We start from the raw sequence: 17,529 nt of genomic DNA, 5'->3' as shown, positions 1-17,529 counted from the left end.
GCGTTAGGCGGGGGAGGGTGTGTTGTTTGTTCTGGCGTCTTCGCGGGCAAGCCTCGCTCCTACAGGTTTATGTCGTTCCCATATACGGCGAACGGCGCATTTCCTGTAGGAGCGAGGCTTGCCCGCGAAGAACGATAACGCGGTGCTGCTGACGAAATCAGCGGCTTTGGCGTTGTTGTAACAACAGGTTGCTAAAGCCGCTGCCGGCCAGTTGTTTCTGCGCGGTGGTCAGCTGTTCGCGGTTGCTGAACGGGCCGACCAAAACGCGGTACCAGGTTTCGTCCTTGACCGTGCCGGATTCAACCGCCACGGCCTGACCGAGCAAAATGATCTGCGCGCGCACCTTGTCGGCATCCGCCTCTTTGCGGAACGAACCGGCCTGCAAAAAGAACTTGGTCACTGGCGCCGCTTTCGACACCTGCGGTGCTGGTGGCGGGGTAATCCCCGCCAGAGCCGCCTGAGCGCGCGCGGTGTCGATCTTCGCCGCTTGCTCCGGGGTCACCGGCGTGGTCGGCACGGCGGGCACTTGCGGTGTCGGCAGGGTCTTCTCCGGCACCGCGTCCGGCGGCACGATCACCTCCGATTCCGGCAGCAAGGTGTAGAAGTCGTACTTCGGCTTCACCGGTTGCGTCGGGCTCGGCGGGGTCTTGTTGGCCTCGGCGATTTTTGACGCTTTCTGCTGCTCGATCTTTTCGCGCTTGACGCTCTCGCTGCCCTTGCCCGGTTCCAGTTTCATCAGGAACACGATAAACGCGCCGACCGTGAGGCCGATGGCCATCCACAGCCAACCTGGAATCGGTTGCTTGGCAGGAGCGGTGTAACGACTGGCGCCGCGCTTGGGTGCAGGTTTTTTCTTGGCAGCCAACTTACATACGCTCCAGAGTTTCCAGACCCAACAGTTCCAGGCCTTGCTTGAGTGTGCGGCCGGTCAGCGCGGCGAGGCGCAGACGGCTTTGCATTTGTGCCGGGGTGTCGGCGCTGAGGATCGGGCAGTTCTCATAGAAACTCGAGAACAGACCGGCGACATCGTACAGGTAGGTGCACAGCGTGTGCGGCGTTCCTTTGTCAGAAACGTTATTCAGCACTTCGGCGAACTGCGCCAGTTTGGTTGCCAGTTCCAGTTCATGCGGCGCATCGAGGACGATCTGCCCTTCGACTTCGCTGAAATCCTTGCCCAGTTTGCGGAACACGCCGGCTACGCGGGTGTAGGCGTACAGCAAGTACGGCGCGGTGTTGCCTTCGAAGTTGAGCATCAAATCGAAGTTGAAGCTGTAGTCGCTGGTGCGGTGCTTGGACAGGTCGGCGTATTTCACCGCGCCAATCCCCACGACCTTGGCGATGTTGCGCAAATCGTCTTCGGCCAGCTCCGGGTTTTTCTCTTTGACCAGCGTGTAGGCGCGGTCCTTGGCTTCGGTCAGCAGATCGACCAGCTTCACGGTGCCACCATCACGGGTCTTGAACGGACGGCCATCGGCGCCGTTCATGGTGCCGAAACCCATGTGTTCCATTTCCATCGGGTGCGTGACAAAACCGGCCAGCCGCGCGACCTGGAACACTTGCTGGAAGTGCAGCGCCTGACGCTGATCGACGAAGTACAACGCGCGATCAGCTTTCAGTTTGCCGCTGCGATAACGCACGGCCGCCAGGTCAGTGGTGGCGTACAGGTAGCCGCCATCAGCCTTGACGATGATCACCGGCAGCGGGTCGCCGTCGGCGTTCTTGAATTCGTCGAGGAACACGCACTGCGCGCCGTTACTTTCGACCAGCAGGCCAGCGGCCTTGAGGTCGTTGACCACGTTGATCAGGTCGTCGTTGTAGGCACTTTCGCCCATCACGTCGGCCATCGTCAGTTTGACGTTGAGTTGTTCGTAAATGGCTTGGCAGTGCGATAGCGAAATCTCGCGGAAACGCGTCCACAGCGCCAGGCATTCGGCATCGCCGGCCTGCAACTTGACCACCAGGCCACGGGCGCGGTCGGCGAATTCTTCGCTGCCGTCGAAGCGCTGCTTGGCGGCGCGGTAAAAGTTTTCCAGGTCCGACAGCTCATCGCTGGTGATCGGGTTTTCCTGCAGATACGCCATCAACATGCCGAACTGGGTGCCCCAGTCGCCGACGTGGTTCTGCCGGATCACGGTGTCGCCGAGGAATTCCAGAACCCGCGCCACGCCGTCGCCGATGATCGTCGAGCGCAAGTGGCCGACGTGCATTTCTTTCGCCAGGTTTGGCGCCGACAGGTCAACCACGGTGCGTTGCAGCGGGCCAGCCTTGCGCACGCCGATATTTTTATCGGCCAGTGCGGCGTCGAGGCGCGCAGCCAGGGCTTGGGTGTTCTGGAAGAAATTGAGGAAGCCCGGCCCGGCGATTTCGGTTTTGGTGACGTTATCGTCAGCCGGCAGCGCGGCGATGATTTTTTCCGCCAGATCACGCGGCTTCATGCCGGCCGGTTTGGCCAGCATCATGGCGATGTTGCTGGCGAAATCGCCGTTTTTCTTGTCGCGCGAGTTTTCCACCTGGATCGCCGGCGACAGGCCTTCAGGCAACACACCTTCGTTGACGAGTTGGGTGATGGCTTGTTGGATCAGCTGGCGAATGGTGTCTTTCATGGTGTTCTCTTTCGACCGCAAGCGCGGCGGCGCCTGGATGCGCTAGTGGAAAAACTGGGCATTATCCGTGGCACGGACGTGCTTGCCAACTATAGCGGGCAGGTTATGGATATGTGGTGACAAATAGACCGCCGTGTGGGAGCAAGGCTTGCCCGCGATGACTGTCTTGAGAACGCCATCGCGGGCAAGCCTTGCTCCCACAGATGATCGGCGGTGCCCAACAATTTTGGGCCTGGCTTAAACCCCCTGTGGGAGCGAGCTTGCTCGCGATGGCGATCCACCAATCAATACAAATCGACGGGATCAACATCCAGCGACCAACGCACCGCCCGCCCGCTCGGCATTTGCTCCAGCGCCAGCAACCAACTGCTCAGCAACCGATGCAGCGGCGCCCGCGCCGTGGCTTGCAACAACAACTGCGCGCGATAACGCCCGGCACGCCGCTCCATCGGCGCCGGCACCGGCCCCAACAATTCAATCCCGCTCAAGTTCTGCTCGGCGAGCAAGCGTTCCGCCTCGCTGCACGCTTCATCGAGAAAGCCTTCAGCCTGCCCCGGTTTGTGCGCTTCGGCGCGCAGCAGCGCCAGATGCGCAAACGGCGGCAGCCCCGCCGAACGACGTTCGCTCAAGGCTTGCTCGGCAAACGCGAAATAACCCTGCTCGGTCAATTGCACCAGCAGCGGATGGTCGGCGAGGTGCGTCTGAATGATCACTCGGCCGGGTTCTTCCGCCCGGCCCGCGCGCCCGGCGACTTGCACGATCAGTTGCGCCATGCGCTCGCTGGCGCGGAAGTCGCCGGAAAACAGCCCGCCGTCGGCATCGAGGATCGACACCAGCGTCACCCGTGGAAAGTGGTGCCCTTTGGCGAGCATCTGCGTGCCGACCAGAATGCACGGCTGGCCTTTCTGGATCGTCGCGAACAGTTGGTTCATCGCGTCTTTGCGCGAAGTGCTGTCGCGGTCGACCCGCAACACCGGGACGTCCGGGAACAGAATCGCCAGACGCTCCTCGGCGCGCTCGGTGCCGGCGCCTACCGGGCGCAAATCGACTTTGCCGCACTTCGGGCAATGCCGCGGCACGCGTTCGACGTAGCCGCAATGGTGGCAGCGCAGTTCGCCGGAGCGCTGGTGCACGGTCATCCGCGCGTCGCAGCGCTGGCATTCAGACATCCAGCCGCAATCGTGGCACAGCAGCGTCGGCGCAAAACCACGTCGATTGAGGAACACCAGCACCTGTTGCCCCGCCGCCAGGGTCTGGCCGATTGCCTGCTGCATCGGCCCGGAAATGCCGCTGTCCAGCGGACGGCTTTTCACGTCCAGACGCAGGAAGCGCGGTTGCTTGGCGCCGCCCGCGCGCTCGTTCAGGCGCAGCAGGCCGTAACGACCGGTGTAGGCGTTGTGCAGGCTTTCGAGCGACGGCGTTGCGGAACCGAGAACAATCGGGATGTTTTCCTGCCGCGCCCGCACCAGCGCCAGATCCCGCGCGTGATAGCGCAGGCCTTCCTGCTGTTTATAGGAGCCGTCGTGCTCCTCGTCGATGATGATCAGGCCGGGATTTTTCATCGGCGTGAACAGCGCCGAACGGGTGCCGATAATAATGTCGGCGTCGCCATCGCGCGCGGCGAGCCAGGCTTCCAGGCGTTCACGGTCGTTGACCGCCGAATGGATCAGCGCAATGCGTGCATTGAAGCGTTGCTCGAAGCGCGCCAGGGTTTGCGGGCCGAGGTTGATTTCCGGGATCAGCACCAGCGCTTGCTTGCCGGCCTCGAGGGTTTCGCGGATCAACTGCAAATACACTTCGGTCTTGCCGCTGCCGGTGACGCCGGCCAGCAGGAACGCGTGGTAACTGTCGAACCCGGCGCGAATCGCCTCGTAAGCGGCGCGTTGTTCCGGGTTCAGCGGCAGTTCCGGTTGCGCCAGCCAATGTTCGTGGCGAGCGTCGGGCGCGTGCTTGCGGATTTCCACTTGCACCAGTTCTTTGGCGAGCAACAGGTCGAGGCTGTCCTTGCTCAGCATCAGTTTGCTGAGCAATTGATGAGCGACGCCGTGCGGGTGCTGCGCCAGGGTTGCCAACGCTTCACGCTGGCGTGGCGCGCGGGCGATGCGCGGATCATCAAGGCTGGCGCCGGGCGCGGCGGACCAGAAGCGCTCCTGGCGCGCTTCGGCCAGTTCACCCTGGCGCAACAATACCGGCAACGCCCAGCTCAACGTATCGCCGAGGCTGTGCTGGTAATACTGCGACGTCCACAGGCACAGTTTGAACAGCGCCGGTGGCAGCGGCGGCGTGGCGTCGAGCAGGGCAATTGCCGGTTTGAGTTTCTCTACCGGGACTTCGCTGGTGTCGGCGACTTCAACCAGAATGCCGATCATTTCCCGCCGCCCGAACGGCACCCGCAGGCGCATGCCCGGTTGCAACTGGGCGCGCAGCACCCCGGCCGGCGCGCGGTAATCGAACAGACGGCGCAGCGGCGAAGGCAGGGCGAGGCGCAAAATGGCGTCGGGCACGCGGGGGGATCTCGATCAACAGGCTATAAAAGCGGGGTCGTACATCCCCTGTGGGAGCGAGCTTGCTCGCGATGACGGCGTGTCAGTCAACATTTACTGCACTGGCACGCCGCTATCGCGAGCAAGCTCGCTCCCACAGGGGATCGCGTATTGGAGCGGGAGCCTAGCAGACGACCGGTTCAAGCGACAGCTTGCGCGATTTCAAAGGTCTGGTAGAATCCGCGGCCTAATTACGTGCGGTATTCAACAATAGTGTTGAGTGGCGGCACGCTAGCCTGAGGAATACACCATGAAAGCCGATATCCATCCAGCGTACGAAACCATCGTAGTAACTTGCAGCTGCGGCAACAAGTTCGAAACTCGTTCGAACCTGTGCAAGCCACTGGGTACTGACGTATGCAACGAGTGCCACCCGTTCTACACCGGTAAGCAGAAGACTCTGGATACTGGCGGCCGTGTACAGCGCTTCGCAGACCGTTTCGGTGCTTTCGGCAAGAAACCTGCTGCTGCAGAGTAAGGTTGAAGGGCCCGATGGGCTTTTCCCCGCTGTTGAAAAAGGCGTCCCTTGTGGGCGCCTTTTTTGTGTCCGCGATTTGGCTGTCCGCCGCCCAGGCCTTTTGCCCTGTGCCCGCCGGGCTGACGCCGATCGCCGTGCAGCGCGTGGTGGATGGCGACACCCTGCGCCTGAGCGATGGCCGCAGCGTGCGCCTGATTGGCTTGAACACCCCCGAGATCGGCCGTCAGGGCGGCAGCGACGAACCGTTCGCGGTGGCCGCGCGCCAGCGTCTCGAAGCGTTGGTGGCCGCCAGCAATGGCCGGGTGGGTTTGCGTCCGGGTAAAGAAGCGCACGACCGCTATGGCCGCACGTTGGCGCATGTCTACAGCGTCGATGGCGCCAACCTCGAAGCGCAAATGCTTGCCGAGGGCTTCGGTTTTCAGGTAGCGGTGACGCCGAATATCGATTTGGTCAGTTGCCAGCAAGCTGCAGAGCGCGCGGCGCGACAGGCCGGGCTCGGAGTGTGGAAGCGCTCGCCGGTACTGCAAGCGGCGCAGATTCAGAGGTCCGGTTTCGCTGTGCTCAGCGGCCGTGTGGCCAATGTGCAGCGCAATCGCGGCGGCGTATGGATCACCCTGCAAGGCTCGGTTGTACTGCGCGTTGCGCCCAATCTGCTCGGCAAGTTCGACGTTGCGGCGCTGCAACGGCTCAAAGGCAAGCAGATCGAGGCGCGCGGCTGGGTGGTCGATCGCTCGCGGCGCGGCGGACGGGATCAGGGGCAGGCGCGCTGGTTGCTGCCATTGGGTGATCCGTCGATGCTGCAAACGGCGCAATGATAAAAAATTGTAGACATTTTTTATTCAGATTGTGAACAGTCAAGCCCTTGTGTTCCGTGGCTCTTGGCCCAAAGTCGTAGGGCAGGGCGCTTGACAGGGGTGACTGGTCAGTCTTGTAGGGACTTTGCGACACGCGTATCCTCGGCGGTCCGTCTGTCCAACAGTAAAAAGCGGAATGCCCACATGTCTGATTTGAAAACTGCCGCTCTCGAATATCACGCCCATCCTCGTCCAGGGAAGCTGAGTGTCGAGCTCACCAAGGCCACCGCTACCGCCCGCGACCTGTCGCTGGCCTACAGCCCCGGCGTAGCCGAACCAGTACGCGAAATCGCCCGCGATCCTGAACTGGCCTACAAATACACCGGTAAAGGCAACCTGGTTGCAGTCATTTCCGATGGCACCGCGATTCTCGGCCTGGGTAACCTCGGCCCGTTGGCTTCCAAGCCAGTCATGGAAGGTAAAGGCGTGCTGTTCAAGCGCTTCGCCGGCATCGACGTTTTCGACATCGAAGTCGACTCCGAAAGCCCGCAAGCCTTCATCGACACCGTCAAGCGTATCTCCATCACCTTCGGCGGCATCAACCTGGAAGACATCAAGGCACCTGAGTGCTTTGAGATCGAACGCGCTCTGATCGAGCAGTGCGACATTCCGGTTTTCCACGATGACCAGCACGGCACCGCCATCGTTACGGCAGCCGGCATGATCAACGCTCTGGAAATCGCTGGCAAAACCCTCGCTGACGCCAAGATCGTCTGCCTGGGCGCCGGTGCGGCCGCCATCTCCTGCATGAAATTGCTGGTGAGCATGGGCGCCAACATCGAAAACATCTTCATGGTTGACCGTACCGGCGTGATCCATTCCGGCCGTGACGACCTGAACCAGTACAAAGCGGTGTTCGCTCACGCGACCGAAAAGCGCACTCTGGCTGACGCGCTGACCGGTGCTGACGTGTTCGTTGGCCTGTCCGGCCCGAACCTGCTGAGCGCTGAAGGCCTGAAATCCATGGCGGCCAACCCGATCGTGTTCGCGTGCTCGAACCCGGATCCGGAAATCTCCCCGGAACTGGCGCACGCCACCCGTAACGACGTGATCATGGCCACTGGCCGTTCGGACTACCCGAACCAGGTCAACAACGTGCTGGGCTTCCCGTTCATCTTCCGCGGTGCCCTGGACGTTCGCGCCAAGCGCATCAACGAAGAAATGAAAGTGGCCGCCGCCAACGCCCTGCGCGAACTGGCCAAGCTGCCGGTTCCTCAGGAAGTGTGCGACGCCTACGGCGGCATCAAACTGGAATTCGGTCGTGAGTACATCATTCCGAAACCAATGGATGCACGCCTGATCACCGTGATCTCCGATGCCGTGGCCAAAGCCGCCATCGAGACCGGCGTAGCGACCCTGCCGTATCCGAAGAACTACCCGCTGCAAAGCGTGGATGACGTGTTCAACGGCTAAGCCGTTGTAGCGCATCAACCGAAAGCCCCGGCTCGTAAGTGAGTCGGGGTTTTTTTATGCCTGGGAGTTTCGCAGCGGCAGTGATGGCCCCTTCGCGGGCAAGCCTCGCTCCTACAGGGATAGCGCCGGACCCGTAGGAGCGAGGCTTGCCCGCGAAGGCGTCGTGACAGGAAACACGGATGTTTGATCGTTCCTGCGCAGCGTGGGAACGATCAGAAACGAAAAAGCCCCGCGCTTCTTTCGAAGGCGGGGCTCCTGGTTTGCGTTACGCGATCAGAACAAGTCGATCGGCGCCGCTTCGTCTGCCGGCAGCGGGCTGCCCGGCGCGGTGCCGTTGCCCAGCTCGTTGGCCGACGGTGGCGTGTCTTCAGCCTTGAACAGCTCAAAGTACGCACCTGGCGTGCCTGGCGACGCGGCACGGCCGCTGACCGGGTCAACCCGCAGGCTGAGGATGCCTTCAGGCTCCGCTTGCGTGTGCGGCGGCTTGTCCTTGAGCGCGGCGGCCATGTAATTCATCCAGATCGGCAGCGCCACAGTGCCACCGAACTCGCGGCGACCGAGGCTTTCAGGCTGGTCGAAACCGGTCCACACCGTGGTTACGTAATCGGCGTTGTAACCGGAGAACCACGCATCCTTGGATTCGTTGGTCGTACCGGTTTTGCCGGCGATGTCGGAACGCCCCAGCGCCAGTGCGCGGCGACCGGTGCCGCGTTTGATCACGTCCTCAAGCATGCTGTTGAGAATGAACGTGGTGCGACCGTCGACAATCCGTTCGGCCACGGCCGGCGTTTGCGGCGTAGCGGCAGTGCCCGGCGCCTCGCCCGGCGTTGCGTTGACCGTGAAGGCCTCGGCGGCGGCCGGCGCGGCGATGCCACTGGCCACCGCAGCGTTCTGCGGCACGCTCGGCGGGTTGGCGACGAACAGCGTGTCGCCATTGCGGCTTTCGATCTTGTCGATGATGTACGGGGTGATCTTGTAGCCGCCGTTGGCAAACGTGCTCCAACCGGTGGCGATCTCCATCGGCGTCAACGTCGCGGTGCCGAGGGCCAGCGACAGGTTGCGCGGCAGGTCCTGCTTGTTGAAGCCGAACTTGCTGATGTAATCGATGGTGCGATCGACGCCCAGCGCCTGCAGCAATCGGATCGACACCAAGTTGCGCGACTTGTACAGACCTTCACGCAAGCGGATCGGGCCGAGGAAGGTATTGGTGTCGTTCTTCGGCCGCCAGACTTTGTCCAGGTACTCGTCGACAAACACGATCGGCGCATCGTTCACCAGCGTCGCGGCGGTGTAGCCGTTATCCAGCGCGGCGCTGTAGACGAATGGCTTGAAGCTCGAACCCGGCTGGCGCTTGGCCTGCAAGGCGCGGTTGTAATTGCTCTGCTCGAACGCGAAACCACCGACCAGCGAGCGAATCGCGCCGTTCTGCGGATCAAGCGAAACCAGCGCGCCTTGAGCCTGCGGAATCTGGCTGAATTTCAGCGAATTGTCCGGCTGGCGCTGCACGCGGATCAGGTCACCGACCTGCGCGACATCCGACGGCTGCTTCGGATTGGCGCCCATGCTGTTGGTGTTGAGGAACGGCCGCGCCCACTTCATGGTGTCCCAGTTGACGTGTTCGTCGCCGGTGCGGGTCAGCACCTGCACACCATTCTTGTCGACTTGGGTAACGATCGCCGGTTCCAGGCTGCTGATGGTGCGCTGTTTGGTCAGCTCGCTGGCCCAGGCTTCGCGGGTCTTGCCCGGCAAGCGCGACTCGGGGCCGCGATAACCGTGGCGCTGGTCGTAGGTCATCAAACCTTCGTGCAGCGCGGTGTTGGCCATTTCCTGAAGGTTGCTCGGCACCGTGGTGGTGACGCGGAAACCTTCGGTGTAGGCGTCGCTGCCATAACGGCCGACCATTTCGGCGCGGGCCATTTCGGCGATGTACGGCGCGTTCACTTCCGGGGTCGGCACGTGATAGCTGGCGTTCAGCGGCTCGTTGATCGCGGTGGTGTAGTCGGCTTCGGTGATTTTCCCGAGCTTGTACATGCGTCCCAGAATCCAGTCGCGACGCTCTTTACTGCGCGCCGGGTTGGCCAGCGGGTTGAAGCGCGATGGCGCTTTCGGCAGGCCGGCGATCATCGCCATCTGCGCCAGGCTCACATCACGAATCGATTTGCCGTAGTAAACCTGCGCCGCCGCTTCGATGCCGTAGGCGCGGTTGCCGAGGTAGATCTTGTTGACGTACAGCTCAAGGATTTCGTCCTTGGTCAGCTGCCGTTCGATCTGCAACGCGAGGAGAATTTCCGTGGTTTTACGCGAGAAGCTGCGTTCGCTGGTCAGGAAGAAGTTCTTCGCGACCTGCATGGTGATGGTGCTGCCGCCGGACTGAATGTGGCCGCTCTTGACCAGTTGGGTCGCGGCCCGCATCAGGCTGCCGGGATCGACGCCATAGTGGTTGGCGAAGTTATCGTCTTCAGCACTTAGTAACGCATTAATGAAATTGGGGGGAATGTCGGCGAAACGGATCGGCGTGCGGCGCATTTCGCCAAACTCTGCGATCAACTTGTTATCGCTGCTGTACACGCGCAGAGGAATCTGCAACTGAATGCTTCTCAGCGCCTCCACGGACGGCAATCCCGGACTAAGGTAAAGATAGGCGCCGCTGAGACCTAAAAGCAGTCCGCAGAAAACGGCGACGATGGACCAACCGAAAAATTTCAGCAGACGAATCAAGGCGTTTGGACATCCAGGGTGAAAAATGAATTTGGCGTCAGGGTCTTCTTAACAAAGAAAACAACCCGCGCTGGCAGTAAAAGCGGAAAAAATCGCTGGGCATTATAAGCATTTTTCCGCCGGGGGCGTCATGGGCGCTTCTGTCAAGACGTGGTGATTGAACGCAATGCACATTACAGAGTCCGTAACTCACGGATAGTCATAGGGAATTGGTAGTGCTAGGACTCTTCAATAAAAAGACCAGAACGCTTCTGGGGATCGACATCAGCTCGACGTCGGTGAAGCTTCTGGAGCTCAGCCGTCAGGGCGACCGCTACCGGGTCGAGGCTTACGCGGTGGAGCCTTTGCCAGCCAGCGCGGTGATCGAAAAAAACATCGCCGAGCTCGAAGGCGTGGGCCAGGCGCTGTCGCGTGTGCTGCTCAAGGCCCGCACCGGCATCCGCAACGTCGCGGTGGCTGTGGCCGGTTCGGCGGTGATCACCAAGACCATCGAAATGGACGCCGGGCTCTCCGACGACGAGATGGAAAACCAGCTGAAAATCGAAGCCGACCAATACATTCCTTACCCGCTGGATGAAGTCGCCATCGACTTCGAAGTGCAGAGCGCCTCGGCGCGCAACCCCGAACGCGTCAATGTGCTACTAGCCGCCTGTCGAAAAGAAAACGTCGAAGTCCGAGAAGCCGCGCTGGCCCTCGCCGGACTGACCGCGAAAGTGGTCGACGTCGAGGCCTACGCGCTGGAGCGCTCATTTGGCCTGCTGGCCACGCAAATGGCGGTGAATCCGGAGCGCTCGACCGTTGCCGTGGTGGACATCGGCGCGACCATGACCACCCTGAGCGTGCTGCACAACGGGCGGATCATTTATACCCGCGAACAATTGTTCGGCGGCCGCCAGCTCACTGAGGAAATCCAGCGCCGGTATGGCTTGACCACCGAGCAGGCCGGCCTGGCAAAGAAGCAGGGCGGTTTGCCGGACGATTACGTCAGCGAAGTCCTGCAACCGTTCCGCGAAGCGCTGGTGCAGCAAGTTTCGCGTTCATTGCAGTTTTTCTTCGCGTCCGGCCAGTACAACGCGGTCGACCATATCCTGCTGGCCGGCGGCACCGCGTCGGTGCCCGGACTTGACCGGTTGATCGAGCAACGCCTGAGCACGCCGACTCAAGTCGCCAATCCCTTCGCCGACATGGCGCTCAGCAGCAAGGTCAACGCCGGCGCCCTCGCCAGCGATGCCCCGGCGCTGATGATTGCCTGCGGTCTGGCCCTCAGGAGTTTCGACTGATGGCGCGGATCAACCTTTTACCTTGGCGCGAAGAACTGCGCGAAGAGCGCCGCAAGCGCTTTCTGCTGGTGTTGATTGGCGTGGTGGTCGGCTCGATCGGCCTGGTGCTGATCACCGATCAAGTCATCGGCAACAGCATCAATCGGCAACTGGCGCGCAATGACTACCTCGGCAAACAGATTGCGGTGGTCGATGAGCGGATCAAGCAAATCAGCGAACTCAAGGCGCGTCGCCAGCAACTGGTCGAGCGCATGCGCATCATCCAGGACCTGCAAGGCAACCGGCAGATCAGCGGGCGAATCTTCGACCAACTGGCGCGCACGCTGCCGGACGGCGTGTATTTCACCGAAGTGAAAATGGACGGCAAAACCCTGTCCGTCACGGGCGCCGCCGAGTCGAACAACAAGGTTTCGGAGCTGATGCGCAACCTCGATGCGTCGGACTGGTTCGATGCGCCGAGCCTCACCGAAGTCAAAGCGACGACCGCCGGTCAGCTCGATCAGGCCAACGTGTTTCAGTTGACCGTGCGTCAGACTCAGCCCGCGACGATGGAGGCTGCAAAATGAGCCCGTCGGAATGGTTCGAAGGCCTGCGCAAGATCGACATCAACGATCTGGACACCAACAACATTGGCTCCTGGCCGCCGGCCATCAAGGCTGCGGCGGGCATTCTGCTGATGGTTCTGGTGCTGGGGCTCGGTTACAACTTCTACATCAGTGACCTGGAAAACGAGCTCGATCTCAAACGCGAGGAAGAAACCACGCTCAAGGAGCAGTTCGCCAGCAAGGCCAGCCTGGCGGCCAACCTGGAGCTCTACACCCAGCAGATGAAGGAAATGGAAAATTCCTTCGGCGTGCTGTTGCGTCAGCTACCTAGCGACACCGAAGTGCCGGGCCTGCTGGAAGACATCACGCGCACGGGGCTGGGCAGTGGCCTGGAATTCGAAGAGATCAAGTTGCTGCCGGAAGTCACCCAGCAGTTCTACATCGAGTTGCCGATCCAGATCACCGTCACCGGCGCTTATCACGACCTCGCCACGTTCGTCAGCGGCGTGGCCGGGCTGCCGCGCATCGTCACCCTGCATGACTTCGACCTCGCGCCGGCCAGCCCCGATGGCGGCACCAAACTGCGCATGAGCATCCTCGCCAAGACCTATCGCTACAACGACAAGGGGTTGCAGAAATGACCCCGTTTCGTGGTTTGTCCCTGGGCGTTTTACTGATCGGTCTGGCCGGCTGCAGCGGCGAAAACGACTTCAGCGACCTCGATGCTTATCTCAACGAAGTGCGCCTGCGACCGCCGGGCAAGATTGAACCAACCCCGACATTCCGGTCTTACCCCACATTCACTTACAGCGCGGCCAACCTGCGCAGCCCGTTTTCGCGCCAGGTCAGGATCGACATGGCCGGGCAGAAGCACGGTTCGCGCAACGTCAAACCCGACCCCAACCGGGTCAAGCAGTACCTCGAAGGTTTCAACATCGAGCAGTTTGAAATGGTCGGCACAATCTCCAATGCCAACGGCTCCTTTGCGCTGCTGCGCGGGGCGGGCGGGGTGCATCGGTTGAAAGTCGGCGATTACCTGGGGCGTAACGATGGGCGGATCGTCGCCATCAGCGGCTCGCAAGTCGATGTGGTCGAAATCGTTCCCGACGGCGAAGGCGCCTGGCTGGAACGGCCGCGGACCATCCCTTTGAAAGAGCACTCATAGTGGAACTCGAATAATGAACAGGATTTTCTCAACCCTCGGTATTTCGCTATGGATAGCGCTGTTATCGCCGATGGTCATGGCGGCCAACCTCAATGCGCTGGATGTCGCTGCGCTGCCGGGTGACCGCATCGAGTTGAAGTTGACCTTCGATGGCCCGCCGCCCGCGCCCCACGGCTACACCACCGAATCGCCGGCGCGCATCGCGCTCGACCTGCCGGGCGTGGTCAGCAAACTGGCGAGCAAAAACCGCGACCTCGGCGGCGGCAATGCCCGCAGCGCCACGGTAGTGGAAGCCAAGGACCGCACGCGGCTGATCATCAACCTGACTGAGCTGACGCCCTACAGCGCCAGAGTCGAGGGCAACAATTTGTTTGTGGTGGTCGGCCAAGGTGCGCAGCCAGCAGCGTCCAGAGCGGCGACCCCCAAGCCTGCTGCGGCCGCCAGCGCGCCGCGCACCGCGAAAGCCAATCCGGCGCCGACGAAAACGTTCGCGGCGGTCGGCAAAACCATTCGTGGCGTCGATTTCCAGCGCGGCACGCAGGGTGAAGGCAATGTCGTGATCGACCTGTCGGACCCTTCAATTGCGCCGGACATTCAGGAGCGCGACGGCAAGATCATCCTCGGTTTCGCCCGCACGCAACTGCCGGAACCGCTGCGCGTACGCCTCGACGTCAAGGATTTCGCCACGCCGGTGCAATTCGTCAACGCCACCGCGACCGGAGACCGCGCGATGATCACCGTTGAGCCGAGCGGCGCTTACGAATACTCGACCTACCAGACCGACAACAAGCTGACCGTCAGCATCCGCCCGATGACCGCCGACGATTTGCAAAAGCGCAACGCCGACCGGTTTGCCTACACCGGCGAAAAGCTCTCGCTGAATTTTCAGGACATTGATGTGCGCTCGGTGCTGCAACTGATCGCCGACTTCACCAACCTCAATCTGGTTGCCAGCGACACGGTGCAGGGCGGCATTACCTTGCGCCTGCAAAACGTGCCGTGGGATCAGGCGCTGGACCTGGTGCTGAAAACCAAAGGTCTGGATAAACGCATGATCGGCAACGTCCTGCTGGTCGCGCCGGCGGATGAAATCGCCGCCCGTGAACGTCAGGAGCTGGAGTCGCAAAAGCAGATTGCCGAACTGGCGCCGCTGCGTCGGGAGTTGCTGCAGGTCAACTACGCCAAGGCTGCGGACATTGCCAAGCTGTTCCAGTCGGTGACCAGCGCCGAAGCGAAAATCGACGAGCGCGGTTCGATCACTGTTGATGAGCGCACCAACAACATCATTGCCTACCAGACTCAGGATCGCCTCGACGAGCTGCGCCGGATCGTCGCGCAACTGGATATTCCGGTGCGCCAAGTGATGATCGAGGCGCGAATCGTCGAAGCCAACGTCGACTACGACAAGAGCCTTGGCGTGCGCTGGGGCGGTTCGATTCAGAACAAAGGTAACTGGAACGCTTCGGGTGTCAGCAGCGGCGCCAATGGCTCGACCACGATTGGCACGCCGGGCAGCACCAGCACCAACTCGCCGTTCGTCGACATGGGCACAGCGGCCAATACCTCCGGGCTCGGCATCGCGTTCATCACCGACAACGTGTTGCTCGACCTGGAACTGACCGCGATGGAGAAGACCGGCAACGGCGAAATCGTCTCGCAGCCCAAGGTCGTCACGTCCGACAAGGAAACCGCGAAAATCCTCAAGGGCACGGAAATCCCCTATCAGGAAGCCAGCTCCAGCGGCGCGACATCGGTGTCGTTCAAGGAGGCTTCGCTGTCGCTGGAGGTGACGCCGCAAATCACCCCGGACAACCGCATCATCATGGAGGTCAAGGTCACCAAGGACGAACCGGATTACCTGAACAAAGTGCAGGACGTACCGCCGATCAAGAAAAACGAGGTCAACGCCAAGGTGTTGGTCAATGACGGCGAGACCATCGTCATCGGTGGGGTTTTCTCAAATACTCAAAGCAAGGTTGTAGATAAGGTGCCATTTCTCGGCGATGTGCCGTATCTTGGCCGCCTTTTCCGGCGTGACGTGGTTTCGGAGAAAAAATCCGAGCTGCTGGTATTTCTCACTCCGCGTATCATGAACAACCAGGCGATTGCTGTGAGTCATTGATTCTGTGCGAAATTTGATTCTTGTAGGACCGATGGGCGCTGGAAAAAGCACCATCGGCCGTTTGCTGGCCAAAGAGCTGCGCCTGCCATTCAAAGATTCCGACAAGGAAATTGAATTGCGAACCGGCGCCAATATCCCGTGGATCTTCGATAAGGAAGGCGAGCCCGGCTTTCGTGATCGCGAGCAAGCGATGATCGAAGAGCTGTGCGCCTGCGACGGCGTGGTGCTGGCGACCGGTGGCGGCGCGGTAATGCGTGAAGCCAATCGTCGCGCGCTGCATGCCGGCGGACGGGTGGTTTACCTGCACGCCTCGGTCGAGCAGCAAGTCGGCCGCACCTCCCGTGATCGCAATCGTCCGTTATTGCGCACCGCCGATCCGGCGAAAACCCTGCGTGATCTGCTAACCCTGCGCGATCCGCTTTATCGGGAAATCGCCGATCTGGTGGTGGAAACCGATGAGCGGCCGCCGCGAATGGTCGTCCTCGACATTCTCGACCGCTTGCAGCAACTTCCTCCCCGTTAAAGCGCGGCGCGAAATGCGCTATCCTCGGCGTCCTGTCATCGCCGCAAAGGTTGTGGCGGATGGCTGGCAAGCGGCGTCACACCAGCAGACGCCGGGCCCATTTGGTTAGCCGGGCCCATTTGGTTACCAGCACATTGGATTATTCAAGGCAGGACGCCTGATTCCATCTTCACTGTGGGGACACATGCAGACACTCAAGGTCGATCTAGGCGAGCGCAGCTACCCGATTCATATTGGCGAAGGTTTGTTGGATCAGCCTGAGTTGCTGGCCCCGCATGTTCGCGGACGGCAAGTGGCGATCATCTCCAACGAGACCGTGGCGCCGCTCTATCTCGAACGCTTAAGCAAAAGCCTCGCGCAGTTTTCGGTGGTGTCCGTGGTGTTGCCGGACGGCGAGTCGTTCAAGAACTGGCAAACCCTGCAACTGATTTTCGACGGTCTGCTGACCGCACGGCACGACCGCCGCACCACGGTGATCGCCCTCGGCGGCGGCGTGATTGGTGATATGGCCGGTTTCGCTGCAGCGTGCTACCAGCGCGGCGTCGATTTCATTCAGGTACCGACTACGTTGCTCTCGCAGGTCGATTCGTCGGTCGGCGGCAAAACCGGGATCAACCATCCGCTGGGCAAAAACATGGTCGGCGCCTTCTATCAGCCGAATGTCGTGCTGATCGACACCGCCACCCTCAATACCTTGCCGGCTCGCGAGCTCTCTGCGGGCCTGGCCGAAGTCATCAAATACGGTTTGATCTGCGACGAGCCGTTCCTCACCTGGCTCGAAGACAACGTCGAGCGCCTGCGAGCGCTCGACCAAGTGGCGCTGACCTACGCGATCAAGCGTTCCTGCGAAGCCAAGGCTGAAGTGGTCGGCGCCGACGAAAAGGAAACCGGGGTTCGCGCTACTTTGAACCTGGGCCACACCTTCGGTCACGCCATCGAAACCCACATGGGCTATGGTGTGTGGTTACACGGTGAGGCGGTCGCTGCTGGCACCGTAATGGCGCTGGAAATGTCCGCACGTCTCGGCTGGATCAGCGAGCAGGAACGCGATCGCGGCATCCGCCTGTTCCAGCGCGCCGGCCTGCCGGTAGTACCGCCGGAAGAGATGACAGAAGCCGATTTTCTCGAACACATGGCAATTGACAAGAAAGTGATCGACGGTCGTTTGCGCCTGGTGCTGCTGCGCCGCATGGGCGAAGCGGTGGTGACCGACGATTATCCGAAAGAGGTTCTACAGGCCACGCTGGGAGCGGATTACCGCGCCCTGGCTCAGCTTAAAGGTTAA

General features: G+C 61.2%; 14 protein-coding genes. 10 read left to right on the top strand and 4 right to left on the bottom strand.

The window, feature by feature from the left end:
* Positions 1–157: 157 nt before the first annotated feature.
* The 3 genes from BI292_RS09525 to BI292_RS09515 form a co-directional block, all read right to left on the bottom strand.
* Positions 158–865, bottom strand: coding sequence for an SPOR domain-containing protein (locus BI292_RS09525; protein WP_101207726.1), 708 nt, complete (start codon positions 863–865; stop codon positions 158–160).
* Between the two features lies 1 nt (position 866).
* Complete coding sequence (gene argS / locus BI292_RS09520) at positions 867–2,603, bottom strand: arginine--tRNA ligase (protein WP_092274504.1); 1,737 nt, start codon at positions 2,601–2,603, stop codon at positions 867–869.
* 284 nt (positions 2,604–2,887) lie between these two features.
* Positions 2,888–5,107 carry a primosomal protein N' gene (locus BI292_RS09515; protein WP_101207725.1) on the bottom strand — a complete coding sequence of 740 codons (2,220 nt, stop codon included), beginning with the start codon at positions 5,105–5,107 and terminating at the stop codon, positions 2,888–2,890.
* A gap of 289 nt (positions 5,108–5,396) precedes the next feature.
* Between BI292_RS09515 and rpmE the strand changes: the two genes are divergently transcribed.
* The 3 genes from rpmE (at position 5,397) to BI292_RS09495 (ending at position 7,891) form a co-directional block, all read left to right on the top strand.
* The gene (gene rpmE, locus BI292_RS09505; protein ID WP_092274498.1) at positions 5,397–5,624 is read left to right on the top strand and encodes a 50S ribosomal protein L31; all 228 of its coding nucleotides are present in this window, start codon (positions 5,397–5,399) and stop codon (positions 5,622–5,624) included.
* Between the two features lie 14 nt (positions 5,625–5,638).
* Entirely contained in the window at positions 5,639–6,439 is an 801-nt protein-coding gene (locus BI292_RS09500) for a thermonuclease family protein (RefSeq protein WP_101207723.1), read from the top strand.
* A 183-nt stretch (positions 6,440–6,622) separates the two neighbouring features.
* Positions 6,623–7,891, top strand: coding sequence for a malic enzyme-like NAD(P)-binding protein (locus BI292_RS09495; RefSeq protein WP_092274492.1), 1,269 nt, complete (start codon positions 6,623–6,625; stop codon positions 7,889–7,891).
* Positions 7,892–8,164: 273 nt separating this feature from the next.
* Here BI292_RS09495 and BI292_RS09490 read toward each other — a convergent pair whose 3' ends face one another.
* Positions 8,165–10,609 (bottom strand): penicillin-binding protein 1A, encoded by a 2,445-nt coding sequence (locus tag BI292_RS09490; protein WP_101207722.1) that lies wholly within the window; start codon positions 10,607–10,609, stop codon positions 8,165–8,167.
* Positions 10,610–10,824: 215 nt separating this feature from the next.
* Between BI292_RS09490 and BI292_RS09485 the strand changes: the two genes are divergently transcribed.
* The 7 genes from BI292_RS09485 (at position 10,825) to aroB (ending at position 17,529) form a co-directional block, all read left to right on the top strand.
* Positions 10,825–11,889, top strand: coding sequence for a pilus assembly protein PilM (locus tag BI292_RS09485; protein WP_101207721.1), 1,065 nt, complete (start codon positions 10,825–10,827; stop codon positions 11,887–11,889).
* A complete protein-coding gene (locus BI292_RS09480; RefSeq protein ID WP_101207720.1) occupies positions 11,889–12,455 on the top strand; it encodes a PilN domain-containing protein in 567 nt (188 codons plus the stop codon). The genes BI292_RS09485 and BI292_RS09480 overlap by 1 nt, the downstream gene beginning before the upstream one ends.
* The gene (gene pilO / locus BI292_RS09475) at positions 12,452–13,075 is read left to right on the top strand and encodes a type 4a pilus biogenesis protein PilO (RefSeq protein WP_092274480.1); all 624 of its coding nucleotides are present in this window, start codon (positions 12,452–12,454) and stop codon (positions 13,073–13,075) included. Before BI292_RS09480 ends, pilO begins: the two co-directional genes overlap by 4 nt.
* The gene (locus BI292_RS09470; protein WP_101207719.1) at positions 13,072–13,599 is read left to right on the top strand and encodes a pilus assembly protein PilP; all 528 of its coding nucleotides are present in this window, start codon (positions 13,072–13,074) and stop codon (positions 13,597–13,599) included. Before pilO ends, BI292_RS09470 begins: the two co-directional genes overlap by 4 nt.
* Before the next feature lie 13 nt (positions 13,600–13,612).
* Entirely contained in the window at positions 13,613–15,721 is a 2,109-nt protein-coding gene (pilQ, locus tag BI292_RS09465) for a type IV pilus secretin PilQ (RefSeq protein ID WP_101207718.1), read from the top strand.
* A 4-nt stretch (positions 15,722–15,725) separates the two neighbouring features.
* Positions 15,726–16,244, top strand: a complete 519-nt coding sequence (gene aroK / locus BI292_RS09460; protein ID WP_092274471.1) for a shikimate kinase AroK — start codon at positions 15,726–15,728, stop codon at positions 16,242–16,244.
* Between the two features lie 184 nt (positions 16,245–16,428).
* Positions 16,429–17,529, top strand: a complete 1,101-nt coding sequence (gene aroB / locus BI292_RS09455) for a 3-dehydroquinate synthase (protein ID WP_092274468.1) — start codon at positions 16,429–16,431, stop codon at positions 17,527–17,529.

The organism is Pseudomonas sp. 43NM1, assembly GCF_002836905.1.
Classification (GTDB): Bacteria; Pseudomonadota; Gammaproteobacteria; order Pseudomonadales; family Pseudomonadaceae; genus Aquipseudomonas; species Aquipseudomonas prosekii.
This window is presented reverse-complemented; position numbering and strand designations above follow the sequence as displayed.

Bases quoted from the DNA above. Each gene is read 5' to 3' on its own strand.
- argS (WP_092274504.1), bottom strand. From the start codon at position 2,603: ATGAAAGACACCATTCGCCAGCTGATCCAACAAGCCATCACCCAACTC.
- rpmE (WP_092274498.1), top strand. From the start codon at position 5,397: ATGAAAGCCGATATCCATCCAGCGTACGAAACCATCGTAGTAACTTGC.
- BI292_RS09500 (WP_101207723.1), top strand. From the start codon at position 5,639: ATGGGCTTTTCCCCGCTGTTGAAAAAGGCGTCCCTTGTGGGCGCCTTT.
- BI292_RS09495 (WP_092274492.1), top strand. From the start codon at position 6,623: ATGTCTGATTTGAAAACTGCCGCTCTCGAATATCACGCCCATCCTCGT.
- BI292_RS09480 (WP_101207720.1), top strand. From the start codon at position 11,889: ATGGCGCGGATCAACCTTTTACCTTGGCGCGAAGAACTGCGCGAAGAG.
- pilO (WP_092274480.1), top strand. From the start codon at position 12,452: ATGAGCCCGTCGGAATGGTTCGAAGGCCTGCGCAAGATCGACATCAAC.
- BI292_RS09470 (WP_101207719.1), top strand. From the start codon at position 13,072: ATGACCCCGTTTCGTGGTTTGTCCCTGGGCGTTTTACTGATCGGTCTG.
- pilQ (WP_101207718.1), top strand. From the start codon at position 13,613: ATGAACAGGATTTTCTCAACCCTCGGTATTTCGCTATGGATAGCGCTG.
- aroB (WP_092274468.1), top strand. From the start codon at position 16,429: ATGCAGACACTCAAGGTCGATCTAGGCGAGCGCAGCTACCCGATTCAT.